Annotated in this window: 15 protein-coding genes; 1 reads left to right on the top strand and 14 read right to left on the bottom strand. The window is 46.3% G+C overall.

The window, feature by feature from the left end:
- Positions 1-78: 78 nt before the first annotated feature.
- The 3 genes from nrdF to nrdI all read right to left on the bottom strand — a co-directional run bounded on the left by nrdF (position 79) and on the right by nrdI (position 3608).
- Entirely contained in the window at positions 79-1035 is a 957-nt protein-coding gene (nrdF, locus tag AC1DSE_RS17440) for a class 1b ribonucleoside-diphosphate reductase subunit beta (protein ID WP_076270061.1), read from the bottom strand.
- A gap of 142 nt (positions 1036-1177) precedes the next feature.
- A complete protein-coding gene (nrdE, locus tag AC1DSE_RS17435; RefSeq protein ID WP_076270062.1) occupies positions 1178-3262 on the bottom strand; it encodes a class 1b ribonucleoside-diphosphate reductase subunit alpha in 2085 nt (694 codons plus the stop codon).
- Positions 3249-3608, bottom strand: coding sequence for a class Ib ribonucleoside-diphosphate reductase assembly flavoprotein NrdI (gene nrdI, locus AC1DSE_RS17430; protein ID WP_076270063.1), 360 nt, complete (start codon positions 3606-3608; stop codon positions 3249-3251). The genes nrdE and nrdI overlap by 14 nt, the downstream gene beginning before the upstream one ends.
- A gap of 313 nt (positions 3609-3921) precedes the next feature.
- Between nrdI and AC1DSE_RS17425 the strand changes: the two genes are divergently transcribed.
- Positions 3922-4107 (top strand): hypothetical protein, encoded by a 186-nt coding sequence (locus tag AC1DSE_RS17425; RefSeq protein WP_477511203.1) that lies wholly within the window; start codon positions 3922-3924, stop codon positions 4105-4107.
- Between the two features lie 706 nt (positions 4108-4813).
- On the opposite strand, the gene AC1DSE_RS17420 is transcribed toward AC1DSE_RS17425, so the two are convergent.
- The 11 genes from AC1DSE_RS17420 to AC1DSE_RS17370 all read right to left on the bottom strand — a co-directional run.
- Positions 4814-5581 carry a class I SAM-dependent DNA methyltransferase gene (locus AC1DSE_RS17420; protein ID WP_076270065.1) on the bottom strand — a complete coding sequence of 256 codons (768 nt, stop codon included), beginning with the start codon at positions 5579-5581 and terminating at the stop codon, positions 4814-4816.
- Positions 5578-6534: a CvfB family protein gene (locus tag AC1DSE_RS17415; protein WP_477511204.1), complete on the bottom strand. Its 957-nt coding sequence runs from the start codon at positions 6532-6534 to the stop codon at positions 5578-5580. Before AC1DSE_RS17415 ends, AC1DSE_RS17420 begins: the two co-directional genes overlap by 4 nt.
- Positions 6531-6878, bottom strand: a complete 348-nt coding sequence (gene rsfS / locus AC1DSE_RS17410) for a ribosome silencing factor (RefSeq protein WP_054027809.1) — start codon at positions 6876-6878, stop codon at positions 6531-6533. The genes AC1DSE_RS17415 and rsfS overlap by 4 nt, the downstream gene beginning before the upstream one ends.
- A gap of 21 nt (positions 6879-6899) precedes the next feature.
- Complete coding sequence (gene yqeK, locus AC1DSE_RS17405) at positions 6900-7454, bottom strand: bis(5'-nucleosyl)-tetraphosphatase (symmetrical) YqeK (RefSeq protein ID WP_477511205.1); 555 nt, start codon at positions 7452-7454, stop codon at positions 6900-6902.
- Positions 7444-8034 (bottom strand): nicotinate-nucleotide adenylyltransferase, encoded by a 591-nt coding sequence (gene nadD / locus AC1DSE_RS17400; RefSeq protein WP_477511206.1) that lies wholly within the window; start codon positions 8032-8034, stop codon positions 7444-7446. Before nadD ends, yqeK begins: the two co-directional genes overlap by 11 nt.
- Positions 8035-8144: 110 nt before the next feature.
- Positions 8145-8450, bottom strand: a complete 306-nt coding sequence (gene yhbY / locus AC1DSE_RS17395) for a ribosome assembly RNA-binding protein YhbY (protein ID WP_076270069.1) — start codon at positions 8448-8450, stop codon at positions 8145-8147.
- 60 nt (positions 8451-8510) lie between these two features.
- Positions 8511-9371: a shikimate dehydrogenase gene (gene aroE / locus AC1DSE_RS17390; RefSeq protein WP_475449568.1), complete on the bottom strand. Its 861-nt coding sequence runs from the start codon at positions 9369-9371 to the stop codon at positions 8511-8513.
- Positions 9372-9409: 38 nt separating this feature from the next.
- Positions 9410-10534, bottom strand: a complete 1125-nt coding sequence (gene yqeH, locus AC1DSE_RS17385) for a ribosome biogenesis GTPase YqeH (RefSeq protein ID WP_076270070.1) — start codon at positions 10532-10534, stop codon at positions 9410-9412.
- Positions 10534-11058, bottom strand: a complete 525-nt coding sequence (locus tag AC1DSE_RS17380; protein WP_076270071.1) for a YqeG family HAD IIIA-type phosphatase — start codon at positions 11056-11058, stop codon at positions 10534-10536. Before AC1DSE_RS17380 ends, yqeH begins: the two co-directional genes overlap by 1 nt.
- A 116-nt stretch (positions 11059-11174) precedes the next feature.
- The gene (locus AC1DSE_RS17375) at positions 11175-13430 is read right to left on the bottom strand and encodes a transglutaminase domain-containing protein (protein ID WP_477511207.1); all 2256 of its coding nucleotides are present in this window, start codon (positions 13428-13430) and stop codon (positions 11175-11177) included.
- Positions 13427-14423 (bottom strand): DUF58 domain-containing protein (locus AC1DSE_RS17370; RefSeq protein ID WP_477527956.1); only part of this gene is annotated, 997 nt, incomplete at its 5' end. The genes AC1DSE_RS17375 and AC1DSE_RS17370, both read right to left, overlap by 4 nt.

The following is a 14423-nucleotide window of genomic DNA, read 5'->3' as shown; positions in this document are numbered from 1 at the left end:
AAAATCAAAAATCGCTCTTTTTCTGCCTAGAAGGCTGAATAAAGAGCGACTCGTATGTTGCATTTAAATTAAGTTTTATTAGAAGTTGAAAACAAAATCGTCATCATTAAGCGGCTCAACGTGAATCGTACGTACGTAGCCATTACCTTTTTTGGAGAAGAAATCATGCTGCTTCGTATGCGTACTGATACCATTGAACACGATTGGGTTTACCGCTTCCTCAGGGAAATGCGGCTCCATACCAAGATTCATAAGCGCTTTGTTCGCATTGTAGCGGACGTATACATTTACTTCCTCAGCAAGGCCAAGCGGCGCATAAAGATGCTCTGTATACACAATCTCATTCTCGTACAGCTCATTAAGCAATGCATAAATTTCGATTTCCAGCTGTGCTTGCTCCTCAGGGCTAAACGTTTGGAACAGCTCTTGTGCTAGAACGCCAACGTACAAGCCATGGATGCTCTCGTCACGCAAAATCAAATCGATAATTTCGCCGCTGCTCGTCATTTTACCTTGTCCAGCCAAGTAAAGCGGATAGAAGAATCCGCTATAGAACAAGTAGCTCTCCAGGAATACAGAAGCAGCCATCGCTTTGTAAAGCTCTTTCGGGCCAGTGATGTTCGAATACCAAGAAGAAATCAAGTTTGCTTTCTTCTGAAGCTGTTCGTTCTGCTCTACCCACAGGAAAATTTCGTCGATCTCTTCGCCAGAAGCAAGTGTAGTGAAGATGCTGCTGTACGATTTGGCATGGATTTGCTCCATCATCGACATAAATGACAATACTGCTTTGCGCTGCAATCCATCAACATGCTCCAAAATCTTCGGCATGCCGACGCCGCCTTGAATCGTATCAAGCAAAGTCAGACCGCCGAGCACATTTTTGTACAGCGTGCGCTCCGCGTCCGTCATTTCCATCCAGTCCATTTTATCATCTGATAACGGAATTTCTTCATCCGTCCAAAATTGCATTACATTTTGCTGCCAGAATGTTAACGTGAAATCGTCATCTGGGCGGTTCCAGTTTACTGCTTTCATTTGGTGAGCTCCTTCTTTGCTACGTAAGCGTCATTTAAATAGTACTCAAGCGTAAACGGCTATGCCGTCTTTTAGAGGCATAGCTTTCGTTTCGCGGAGAAATATAAGAAAAGTATATGAAAAACATATACTTTCTTATATTTTAAACTGCGCAGCTCGTGCATTCCTCAACGGAAAGCCGCTTCGTTCTTGTGTAATAAAGCGATTTAAGACCTTTTTGAGCAGCATAAACATAGAAGCGCGCCAGCTCACGAGTCGTCACATTACTGTTAACATGCAGTACAGTCGAAATACCTTGGTCAATATGCTGTCCGATCTCTGCAATAAGATCAATCAGCTTGAACTGATCAATGTTGTAAGCCGATTTGTAGTAGAAGTAATTTTCCTGCGCCAAATAAGGCATTGGATAATAAGTAGTTGAGTTTGCATACGTACGTGTTTCGATATGCTCAACAATCGGCATTACGCTTGAAGTCGCATTTTGGATATACGAAATGCTTTGTGTAGGCGCAATCGCCAGACGATAAGCATGGTACAAGCCGTGTTCTTGGACTTTTACTTTAAGTGCAGCCCAGTCCTCAGGTGATGGAATTTCCATACCGTCGAACAATTCCTTCACGCGGTCTGTTTTTGGACGGTAATCATTTTCCACATAACGAGTGAAGTATGTGCCCTTCGCATACTCCGAACGGTCGAAGTCTTTGAAAGTAATTCCGCGCTCTTTGGCGATTTCCATGCTTTGCTCAATGGAGTAGTAGTTCATCATCATAAAGAATACGCCGGCAAAATCTTTCGCTTCTTCACTTTCGTAAGCGATTTTGTTTTTGGCAAGGTATCCATTCAGATTCATTGCGCCAAGTCCTACGGAGTGAAGCTCCTCATTCGCTTTGCGAACGCCTGGTGCATTGTCGATATTAGACAAATCACTAACCGTCGTCAAAGCTTCGATACCAACATGTACCGATTCCTTCACCTTTTTGTGCTCCATTACGTTAACAATATTAAGGGAAGCAAGGTTGCAGCTAATATCACGGTTAATGACATCCTCGTAGCCGTAATCCTTAATTTCCGATGTCTCCTGAAGCTGGAATATTTCTGTGCACAGGTTGGACATTTTGATAGAGCCGATATCCTTCAAAGCGTGAACGCTGTTAGCATTCGATTTGTTCATAATATATGGGTAGCCAGATTCTAGTTGAATCGAAGCGATTTTTGTCAACATGTCGCGTGCGTTCATTACTTTTTTCTTCGTTACCAGCTCATTAGCCAGCAGCTCTTCGTACATCTCGTCCATATCCATATCGTCGAGATGCTTGCCGTATGCCTTCTGAACGGAATGTGGACCGAACACGAATAGCGGTTTGTTTTGAGCAGCTAGCTCATAAAATTTATTCGGAATAATTAGGCCGATCGAAAGAGTTTTAATACGTGCTTTTTCGTCTGCGTTAATTTTTTTGCAATCAAGGAATTCGATAATATCCCAGCCGAAAATATTGTAGTAGCCTGCACCAGAACCTTTGCGTTGTCCCATTTGGTCTGCGTAGGAGAAAGCATCCTCCATAAGCTTCAGCACCGGCATAATGCCTTTTGCTGCGCCCTCTACGCCTTTAATAGGCTCACCGCGTCCACGAAGCTTCGATAGGTTGACGGCTACGCCACCACCGATTTTGGAGAGCTGCATACATGTGCCGAGTACATAGTTGATGGAGTTAAGAGAGTCGTCCATTTCTAGCAGGAAGCAGGAAACCATTTCTCCGCGGCGGCTCTTGCCTGCGTTGAGGAAGGTAGGGGTAGCTGGCTGCAAACGTTGGTCAATCATCGCTTCCGCAATTCGAAGTGCTCTAGCTGCATCGCCTTCGCCCAAATGCAAGGCAACGATGGCTACACGATCGGAATATTGCTCCAAGTATTGCGATTTATTGTTGGTCTTCATCGCGTAGTCCTTATAGAACTTCGATGCAGCCATGTAGGATTGGAATTCAAAGCCGCTGTTTGCCGTTAGTGTAAATACAGCTTCAACCTGCTCATATGTATACTTTTCGTATACATTATCGTAATAATCGTTTTCGATTAAGTATTCTAGCTTATGTTTGAGGGAGTCGAACTTCACGCTCTTCTCAGCCACTTCTTCCATAAATGCAGCGACAGCCTCTTTATCTTTATCAAGCTGGTAAAATCCGTCTGCACCGCGCTGCATCAATTCGTTATTCAATTCAATATGCTTCAATGGTTCGCACCCTTTCGACAAAATGTTGCGTATCTTGATTCGTACCTGACAATTCAAACTTCAAAATCACTGGAACATCGTACATTTGTGAGATCGTATCCGCGCTTTTTGCGAACCCGGTTCCCCAGTTGCGGTTGCCGCTCGCAGAAACGCCGCGGAGCATGCCAGAGTTGCTTTCTAGAAACGAAGTTACCTTCTCTGGAACTTGGCCGAACCCTGTTGTGTATGTTACTAGCACGAACGGCTCGTCAACTTCTTCCCTCTCATCAATCGGCACCGCCCGCATATTCAATTTTTTGATGAAACGCTTGACGTTGCCTGTTTTGGAATCATAGACGACTAGCATAACACGTTCGCTCCCTTACTGTAATCAAGCAATTAAAAAGCGCTTCTGACTAGCAATTCCGTCAGCTGCGCTTGTTCAAGATATACCGCTGGTAATCGTTGAAGGCACCAATCCACATCAATATGTAGTTGATGTTTTTGATTCTACATCAATATATAGGAGTAGTCAATGAAAATTATGGAGAAAATATTAATCTATTTTTTTGGCGCACTCGACTATTTTAACAGATGAGGATATGATGTGATAGTGACATTTTATTGCTATTTTGGGGGTCCTGAAAATCGTAAACACAACTGCAGAACAAATAAGAGCATTGCTAGAAAAACTGTTCAAAGATGCCGGATATACAGTGCCGGAGCTGCTTAAATACATCGAAAAACTTGAAAAAGATCAAGATCTAATGGCCGAAACAATCAAGAAAATGAAGCTTGAATCGATACGAAAAGCATCTGCTTCCGCAGGCATGAACAGCCGATTAAAAGATGCGCTTCGGGAATAATCGGATATACGAGTCACAAGATCTAGATATATACAAGCGAATAATTCAAGAAATCGATAGCACTTCTCGTTCACCAAAACGCCGTTGATAAAATTTTACAATCAGAATACTTTTCGTCAAACTTCGACACTCACACTAGATATAGATGTCGATTGCAATGTTTCTACTTCGACATTGCAATCGACATCTATACAGACCAACTCATACTTCGATCCCACTCATTAAGCACATATGTGTGCTTAACCACCACAAACCAGGGTTGCTTTCCCTCTATAAGCGCATATGTGTTCTTACAGCGAACTTTCGAGCATACTCTCACCACGATCCCAGTCTGTAAGCACGTATGTGTTCTTACAGACCACAAACCAGAGTTACTTTTCCCCAATAAGCGCATATTTGTTCTTACAGCGAACTTTCGAGCGTGATCTCACGACGATTCTACTCTTTAAGCACATATGTGTGCTTAACCACCACAAACCAGGGTTGCTTTCCCTCTATAAGCGCATATGTGTTCTTACAGAGAACTTTCGAGCATACTCTCACCACGATCCCACTCTGTAAGCACGTAAAGGTACTAACGCACCACAGTCTCCTATTGTCGTCTCTTATATAGCGACGTTTTCTGCGAATAGCCGGACAGATCAAAAAAGGGTTTCCCATAAAGTCTAGTTAGACTCTATGAGACACCCATCTCTAGTGGATCATATTATTTGATTGCTGCGAAGAACAAACGCTCTGACTCGCTGTCAGCTGGCTTCAGCTCAAAATCTGCGTAACGGTCGACCGTTTTAAAGCCCGCACGGTACAGAGCTGACTCGATCCAGTCTGGATCGTAAGCGCGCTGCACATGTGATTCTTCAAACCGATAAAACTTTGAATCGCGGTCACGCGAGAATATCGTTAGGTTATGCTCAATCTCGCAGCGCTCCTCTTCAAAGTCGCATGTCCATATATAGGCTACATCACGCTCATCAAGCACAAAGGGCTGTTCTTCCGCATAACGAATGAGCTGCTTTGGCGGATGCATATCGAATAAAAAGGAACCGCCGCTGCGAAGGCCAGCATAGGTAGCGCGGAAAGCCGCCTCAATATCCTCTTCCTCCGTCAAGTAGTTCAAGCAATCACAAAACGAAATGACCGCATCAACGGGCTCTTGCAGCTCCCATTCACGCATGTCCTGCTGCAGCCACCGAATCGAACCGGAGCGTGGTCTCGTAACCGCCTGAGGCGTCTCATCCCACTTGCTTCGCGCGACGGTAAGCATGTCCGATGACAAATCAATTCCATACACATGGAAACCCGAGCGTGCTAACGGAATCGAGATGCTCCCTGTACCGCAACCAAGATCTACGACAGTAGCAGGCATGCCATAGCGCGACCAGCCGGCCCTTGCGAAGCCCAGCCATTCTGCATAGGGCATATCCTCCATCAGCTGATCATAGACAGTAGCGAACTGTCCATAAGAGCGTGTCATTGCCGGTCAGCTCCTTCAGCTGAGGAGCCTGAAGCGTTCGCTTGCTCTCCTGCTTGCTCCGTCGTCGCATCAGACGGTTCAGCCAAATAAGTCCAGCTGCCTTTCTGAGTGACAAGCCTTTCTCTCATCAGCTTGCCTAAAGCGCGTTTGAATGCACCTTTGCTAATCCCGAATTTTTGTTTAATAATGTCGGCATCTGTCTGATCAGAGTATGGCATTCCGCCGCCTGGTCGTTCTTTAATGAAGGCAAGCAGTCGATCAGCATCCTCCAATCGTCCTACTTCCTTACGCTGCGCCATGGAAAGGTTAGCTCTGCCATCCTCACGAATGAAAGTAACACGAGCGCTTACACGCTCACCAAGTCTAAGCGGACGGATTCGTTCTGCGCTTGGAATAAGCCCATAAACGCCAAACCCTACAACGCCGCCATCAATCATGACGAACGAGCCGAGCTGCAGCGTTTTTGTTACCCAGCCTTCAACCCATTGATTATTCCAGCTCTCAGGTGCATGGAAGACAAGCTCCGAGAGTTCCTCTTCAAAAGCAATTTTCGCTACGAGTCTTCCTATTTTGTCATGCTTCATCACAACAAATACTTCATCGCCAGGAAGAGGCCTGTATTCAATACTCTCCGGCAGCTCTGAAAGCGGAAGCAACAGTTGTCTGCCAAGCCCCATTTCTAGGAAGCAGCCAAGCCTTGGATGAACGTCCGCTACTTTCAGGCGAGCAAGCTCACCTAGCTGGAGAAGCGGCTTCTTCATCGTAGCAGCCAATCGATCCTCTGAATCGTAAAAAATGAATACTTCCACTGCATCGCCGATTTTTGGCTTAGAGCCTACAAGCTCGGTATAATGCATGAGCACATCCGATTCTTCATCGCTCAAAAAATAGCCGTAGGGCGACACCTCGCGTGCCACCCTTAAAGTCAAAGTTGTTCCGGCTACAAAACTCATGCAAACTCCACAACCTTCGCATCGGACCATAGCCGCTCAATGTTGTAATATTCACGCTCATCGCGATGGAATACGTGAACGATAACGTCGCCGAGGTCAATCAGCACCCATCTTGCCGAATCCATACCTTCGATTCCGCGCACGCGATTGCCATTTTTCTCAGCTTGTTTCCGAATTTCGGTTGCGATAGCTTGTACTTGTGTATCCGAGTTACCGCTGCAAATGACGAAGTAATCCGCCACCAAGGAAATTTCTTTTAAGTTCAAAGCAACAACGCGCACCGCTTTTTTGTCTTCTGCTGCTGCGACTGTGATTTGAAGCAATTGATCCGAATGTAACGCCATAGCTCAGCCTCCTGTTAAATATTATTCTAATAAACTATTTCTTGCTTCTATTGTTAGCGGAAATATTCGTTTTCCTTTTTCTAATAAGAAGGAAATTGTAGAGTTAAAGCCAGCAAGCAATGCTTGATCCAATGAATGCTCGCTAAGCTCGCGAATTTTGTCTACTCCTGGAAACTCTCGCCCTGGTTCCATATAATCGGCAAGGCAAACAATTTTCTCAAGTTTCGACATACCGCGGCGACCTGATGTATGGTAGCGAATAGCGTCCAGCACTTCGGTGTCCGCCACACCAAATTCATGTTCGGCTACCCACGCCCCAACGGGTGCATGCCACAATTCTTTATCATAAAGTAAAAGCTCTGCTGGCAATGCTTGATCGCGAATGACCTTCTGCATACGATCGACATTCCAGTACTTAGAAACATCATGCAAAATGGCAGCAAGCTCAGCTCGTACAGCATCTTCGCCAAACCTATTAGCTAATATGACTGCGGTCTCCATGACTCCCTGTGTATGCAGCCATCTTCGCTCAGGCATTTCCGCTTTTACTTTTTCGATCATTTGCTCACGATTCATACAGGTTGTACCTCCTCATGTAGCTATTCACCGAATCAGGCACTAAGTATTGAACAGACTGCCCAGCTTTTACCTTGCTCCTAATCGCTGTTGAAGAAATCGCAATGGCAGGCATGTGAACCAAGCTGACCCGCTCCTGCAAAAAAACCGGCAGTGCGGAAATATCGACCGGATTGCCTGGACGCTCTAATCCAATAAATGATATTCGAGCAGCTAGCTGCTCGATTTCATGCCACTTCGGCAGGTCGTTGATGCGATCTGAACCGATAATATAGGAAAAAGAATGGTTCGGATAACGTCCCTGCAGCTCTACGATCGTATCGTAGGAATAGCTCACACCACCACGCTGCAATTCAATATCAAGCGCTCGAAAGGCCTTGTTGCTCTCGATAGCATCGCATACCATTTCGTAGCGCCGCTCTCCGCTAACGCCTGGCTCATTCGCCTTGAGCGGTGGTCCGTATGACGGGATAAACCACACCTCGTCCAAGCCGCTCTGCTCTCGTGCGGTTTCTGCAGCAATCAAATGACCGATATGGATGGGATCGAAGGTGCCGCCCATAATTCCTATCTTAATCACTTGTTGAACGCCTCCCTATCAAGCAAAGTCGAAGCGTTAACAGCTATCGTGTCTTCTAGTATGCCCTTTATGACAAAAAGCTGCATTCGCCGCGCAAGTCTCGGTCCATATTATTTGCGAGCAGCTGTAGGAAGCTCGATTTGTTTGTTGTCCTTGGATTCTTTGTATAGAACGATCGTTTTGCCGATCACTTGTACAAGCTCCGCGCCCGCTGATTTAGCAACTTCAACGCCGATTTCCTTAGGATCGTCTAGACAGTTGTTAAGAACAGAAACTTTGATAAGCTCGCGCGACTCAATCGCCTCCTCGATATGACGAACGAGGTGATCGTTAGTGCCGCCCTTTCCGACTTGGAAAATCGGTGTCAAATGATGAGCTAGAGCTCTTAAATATCGTTTTTGTTTGCCTGTAAGCATAATAAGTGTTCCTTCTTTCATCTCAATAATTCGTCTGTTTGATTGCTTCAATAAATAAGTTTAGCCTTGCAATGAAGCAAGTACCGTTTCGCGCATCGCTGTGACGGGTGCTGGCTGGCCTGTCCAATATTCAAAGGCATATGCTCCTTGATAAATAAACATGCCAAGCCCGCCATGAATACGGCAGCCGCGCAGCTCTGCTTGCTGCAAAAATTTCGTTTTCAAAGGATTGTATATTAAATCACTTGCAACCGCGCCCAGCTTCAGCCAGCTTGCATCAATTGGAGTCTCCTCCGTATGAGGGAACATGCCTACTGATGTCGTGTTAATCACGATATCGGCTTGCTCGCATGCGGTTTGCAGCTCATCATTCGAAATCGCTTCAATATCTACTTTATTTTGCAATGAATCTGCAAGCTCTTTTGCCCGGTCTACGGAACGGTTGGCCACCGTAATTCGCGCAGGATTCTCGCTTGCTAGAGCATAAATGATGCCGCGGGCTGCGCCGCCCGCGCCGATAACGACGATTCGTTTCCCGGCAAGCTCACGCTCCGCTTCTTCCTTCAACGAACGCACATAACCAATACCATCGGTGTTATATCCGATTAGACGGCCAGCGTCGTTGACAATCGTGTTAACCGCGCCAATCGCCTGCGCGCTTGCATCGATCTCATCAAGCACGGACATAATGTCCAGCTTATGGGGGATCGTAACATTGACACCGCGAATGCCCATTGCACGAACACCAGCGGCAAAATCTCCGATACGATCACTCGTAACATGAAAAGCAGTGTATACACCGTTAATTCCCGTTTCCCGAAAGGCACGGTTCATCATAATAGGTGATTTCGAATGCCTTATCGGATCGCCGATGACGCCGAACAAAAGAGTATTGCTGTCAATCTGGTTTCCTGCGCTCATATTCGTCACAGTGAATTCCCCTTCCAAGTGACATGTGTTTAGATCATCGAGTCGCGAAGCATGACCTTAACGCCCTTCGGCGCATAAATGTCAATAACAGCTCCACCAGTACCGTTCACTTGAATCCATCCAAGACCGGATATAAATACGTCCTTATTCAAGCCACGCTTAACACGTAGTGAATGCCTTGTCCAAGCCGGAATCGTTTCTAGTTCTTCAAGCGATGGTCCTCCGAGCAATTGCCCACGGTGATCTGCATACAACTCATCCGCCCGCTCCAGCTTCGTACGATGCATGTTGAGCGCATTTGAAACATAGAACGTAAAGGATTGGCGATCACCCTCAACAAAATCGAATCGAACAAGGCTGCCAATAAACAGCGATTGACCCGAGTTCAATTGATAGACGAGCGGTTTAATTGGCTTGTCCGGCAATAGTGAGCCTAGGAAGCTCCGCGGTACAACCTCTGTCATACGTGTCGTATAGACGATACCTGGGGTATCAATAATCGCTTTCCCATCCTCAAGCGGAATATGAACGGCATCAAGCGTTGTTCCCGGATAACGAGAAGTAGTCAGCTCACGTTCCATGTCACTGTAATCTCGAATTAGACGATTAATCAAGGTTGATTTGCCGACATTCGTCGCGCCAACCACATAGACATCTCGGCCATTCCGGTACTGCTCAAGCGCTTCAATAACCCGCTCGAAGCCCATATTCCGCTTCGCGCTGCATAGGACCACATCGACTGTGCGCAGTCCCTCTTCTTTTGCTTGCTTCTGAACCCAATTCCGAAGTCGATTGACGTTCATCGCTTTCGGCAGCAAATCAATTTTGTTCACGACAAGCAGCACTGGATTGTTTCCGACAAAACGCTGCAAGCCCGAAATCAAACTTCCTTCAAAATCGTACAGATCGACAATATGCACAACGAGGCTATCCGTATTTCCGATGCTGCCAAGCAGCTTTAAGAAGTCATCCTGATCAACCGCTACGGATGAAGCTTCATTATAATTGCGAATTCGGAAGCATCGCTGGCAAATAACCGGTTCGCGACCGACAGCCGCCTCCGGCAAATAACCTGGCAAATCAGAACTTTTAATCTGAAGCGCCACTCCACAGCCCGCACATGATCCATATGCCTGACTAAGTTGTTGTTCCATCACTTTGTTTCCCCCTCATACCATAACCCTTTTTTCCTTAAACGCACTAACGCTATTCGTTCAATACGACGATTCACTCGTGTCATTATACCTTCATCAGCAGGAGCGATTGGCGTGACAAGGATGGTGTATAACCCCATACGGTTACCCCCAAGCACATCCGTCAGCATCTGATCTCCGATTACGACGGTTTCCTCAGGTGCAAGGCGGAGTACACTAAGCGCTCTCTTGAACGATTTGCCAGCTGGCTTGCGAGCAGCATGAATATATGGAATATTCAGCGGCGCAGCAAACTTCCCGACGCGTGTCTCGTTGTTATTGGATACGATAACAACCTGAAAGCCCCGAGAACGTACGTAATCAAGCCACTGCACAAGCTCAGGCGTAGCTAACGCCTCCTTGGCACCRACAAGCGTATTATCCAAATCCGTAATGATGCCGCGAACGCCTCTTGCATGCAGCTCATCTAAGTTAATTTCATATACTGTATTGACGCGCATATGCGGCAACAGCCGTTCAAACATAATGGATATCCCTCTGCTTTCTGCTTGCTATCTTACGAAACTATACCATACAAACTAAATTTGTTGCAAAAAAATACCGCTACCAATTTCTCTGGCGAGCGGTATTTGTTCGTATGTTATCTTAATTGATCAATGAGTGAGCGTACTTTAACGACGAAACGATCCGCTTCTTCAGATGACGCCATAACGGGGCTGTATTTCGCTTGCTCAAACCCATTCAGTACAATTTTAAAATCTTCACGCAACCGCTTCTGATTTTGCGACCAACGCAATACGGCCTCGCGCAGCGTCTCATGGTCTTCGCGCTCCATTCCACGCTTTTTGCAAATGCGCAGCAGCTTTTGCGTCTCAAGTACGATTCGATCATTTGTTGTGTATGATCCATGGCGGAGCTTTCTCCAAGAAAAGATAAGCTTGTCACGACGAATAATGAGCCATGCAATTGCAGCAACGATGAGTAGTGATATGGAGCTCCATAACCAAACCTGCGAGCTTGATGAGCCTTCTGTATCTCCTGCTGCTGCAGCATCGTTATCGCTTAGTTCCAGATCTGGCAAAGCAGCAACCTCTTCTTCAGGCAGCGTATACGGGAATGAGAAACCCGCTGTTGCTTCGAACGGTATCCAGCCAGTACCTTCAAAATAAATTTCTACCCAAGAATGAGCATCTGAATTTCGAACGGTGTAGGTGCCTGCTCCGCTTGGATTTACTTCTTCCTCCCTATAACCGCCTGGAGGGCCGAAGTCACTAGCTGGAAGCGCACCAGGAGCAAATCCTTTAACCCATCTCGTCGGAAGGCCTAAGCTACGCGCCATAACGGCCATTGAAGTGGAAAAATAATCGCAATAGCCTTCTTTTAGCTCGAACAGAAATTGATCAACGAAATCGCTGGTAGATCCTGTGAGCTTCGATTCATCGGGCAAATTATTATAGTTGTAATTGAGCCTTAAATACGACTCCAACAATCTAGCTTTATCATAATCATTAGCTGCTCCAGCGGTGACCTGCTCTGCAAGCTGTTTGACTCGATCCGGCAATGATTCAGGCAATTGCAAGTAAAATGAATGGCGTGAAGCCTCTCCCTTATCTGACCAGCCAGCTTTGGATGTCCTCAGCAGCGCTTCATCTAAAACAGGTACTGACGACGTAACCGAATACGTTTGCGGGTATTTGCGGTTTTGCATGGACCAGTTCAGCAGCCGCAGCTCGCCTGAGCTAGGCTCCCATCTCAAGCTAGTTGGAATAGCTGCCTCTTCATTTTCAATCCAATTGATCTTCGAAAGTGGTGCAGCAGCAAAAAGAACCGGATAAACATCCTTTCGAATCATTGTAACAATCTGATTGACTTGCTTAACCCCAGCTTTTGGCGGATCATCTAATGAAGGGAATACTTCTCCCTTTACAACTGAAATATTTTCTTCGCCAGCAAGCCTGGGACTTACATCAATCCATCCGTCACCCGTGTAAAAAGCTTTGGACTCCCCGCGCCAGTAGCTGCGATGCGAGGTCGTGACGGTCATCATCGGTGAATAATCAAATTCAAATCCACCACCAAGCTTATCGTCGCTTCGACTATATCCGGAGCTCGCATTGCCTGATCGGTTCGGCGATATCACATCTGTGCCCTTATCGCCTAAAAACACCTGAACCCTCTCCCCTTTAGCTTCCTTCCAGATCGTATAAGGATCCTGAAGAATAGGAGCAATTGAGGGCATATTCAATCCTACAATCATGAGAATAGATAAAACGAGTGCAATCGGCACCATTAATCGCAGCGGATACTCGATTAGCTCTTTCCAGCTATTCGGATGCTCGCGCTTCAGCCTCGACAAGTGGCCAGCGACCATCCAGAGCAAACCAATAAAGACGACCATCCCTACTTCATCCCACAGCCAGATCGGCGTAAAGGAATCTGCGATGGTTAACACCAAAATGCTTACGCCTACAAATCCGAACATTCGAACTCTTGTGATCGTCCATATTCCAAACAGCACGTAGAGCATAAGCATCGCCCCACTTATCCATATAAATGGATTAAGCTGAACGAGATGTACCTGCAGCCACCACAGCCACTCTTGCCAGCCCTGTGGACTTGCAACAATCCATTCCATTCTTGCCCATTGCGTTGTAATAAAAATAGCTGCCATTACTTGAAAAAGAAGCTTCAGAAATTTCCAGCGGGGAGGAAGCAATATATCAATTGCTGCCGCCGCAAATAAAGTGTAGTAGGCAATGGCGTACGTTTCGTCCCACCAATAACCTTCAAATATTGTAATTACATTCGCTAAAATAATGGCAATAAATATAGATCTCAGCTTCTCAAACCAGTTCGTCGTTAAATACACACCAATTGATTTCATCATTTGCTTCATGCAATTCCGCTCCCTTCCAATACCGTTGGGAGCTCTTGCAGCTGACGAACTTCAAATACAGGCCAGCCGCGTTCGCGCAATACACGTTTCCAAGAAGTATTATGGCTTAATAAATCAACCGACGAGGAGATATGAATCAAGCAAGGGGTAATTCCTTTGCGTGAGAGCCACTCCATGCTTCGAATGACATCCGCGCCAGTCTCAGGAGTAATGAGGACTGCAAAACTTCCGGCTTCAATCGTAGAATCAGCTTGCTGAAGCGACGGATACAAAGGCCTCGCTGCATTTGCATCTACAAAGGTTAAATGCCTCATCACCATATTTCGTTGATCAATGCCTGATTTGGGTGTAACGAATGTCATGGAGTCTCCAATGGAGAGCAGCCCCATTGCCGTATCACTTTTGAGACCGTTCTCGAGCAATGAAGCTGCAACGGATACGGCTAATTCGAAGCGAGTCGCGAGTTCACCTTTGTAGCTGCTTGAATGTCGATCAAGGATGACTAGCGTACGCGGCAATGACTCACGCTCGAAAGCTTTCGATTTCCACTCGCCCGTCTTCGCCGTCGCATTCCAATGGACACGTGACAAACGGTCTCCGTATAAATATTCACGAACGCCGTTAATTTGTGTCGTTTCCTTCGCTGAGCGTGACGCGATGGCATGAGAGTAAGGACCGCGAATCCCGCGCTGAATGCCATTCCACTGCCTAAGCGGAACTGTCTGAGGCAGCACATTAAGCACCGTCTCTGATCCGAATTTCCCTGAATGCTCGAACAAACCGAAAACATCATAAGACAAGCACTCTGTATGAGTAAATCGGTACTCGCCGCGCTGCAGCGGAGGCGTTTGATACACGACATGGYCCGCACGCTTCCAATTCGGCACGAAGGAAGTCTCGAATGCCAGCCTTTGTCCATTATGACGATGCAGCTGATCTCTAACAATGACGTATGGAAGCGGATAATAGCCAGGTATTTTCATGGAAAGGCTT

Source organism: Paenibacillus sp. 01L418 (assembly GCF_056400045.1).
Note: the sequence above shows the minus strand (reverse complement) of the source record. Positions and strands in the feature narration are given on the sequence as shown.

What these genes read in the sequence shown, in the direction of transcription:
- yqeK (WP_477511205.1), bottom strand. Translation starts at nt 7,454, where the DNA reads ATGAATCGTGAGCAAATGATCGAAAAAGTAAAAGCGGAAATGCCTGAG.
- AC1DSE_RS17415 (WP_477511204.1), bottom strand. Translation starts at nt 6,534, where the DNA reads ATGAGTTTTGTAGCCGGAACAACTTTGACTTTAAGGGTGGCACGCGAG.
- AC1DSE_RS17420 (WP_076270065.1), bottom strand. Translation starts at nt 5,581, where the DNA reads ATGACACGCTCTTATGGACAGTTCGCTACTGTCTATGATCAGCTGATG.
- AC1DSE_RS17375 (WP_477511207.1), bottom strand. Translation starts at nt 13,430, where the DNA reads ATGAAGCAAATGATGAAATCAATTGGTGTGTATTTAACGACGAACTGG.
- nrdF (WP_076270061.1), bottom strand. Translation starts at nt 1,035, where the DNA reads ATGAAAGCAGTAAACTGGAACCGCCCAGATGACGATTTCACGTTAACA.
- yqeH (WP_076270070.1), bottom strand. Translation starts at nt 10,534, where the DNA reads ATGGAACAACAACTTAGTCAGGCATATGGATCATGTGCGGGCTGTGGA.
- aroE (WP_475449568.1), bottom strand. Translation starts at nt 9,371, where the DNA reads ATGAGCGCAGGAAACCAGATTGACAGCAATACTCTTTTGTTCGGCGTC.
- rsfS (WP_054027809.1), bottom strand. Translation starts at nt 6,878, where the DNA reads ATGGCGTTACATTCGGATCAATTGCTTCAAATCACAGTCGCAGCAGCA.
- yhbY (WP_076270069.1), bottom strand. Translation starts at nt 8,450, where the DNA reads ATGCTTACAGGCAAACAAAAACGATATTTAAGAGCTCTAGCTCATCAT.
- nrdI (WP_076270063.1), bottom strand. Translation starts at nt 3,608, where the DNA reads ATGCTAGTCGTCTATGATTCCAAAACAGGCAACGTCAAGCGTTTCATC.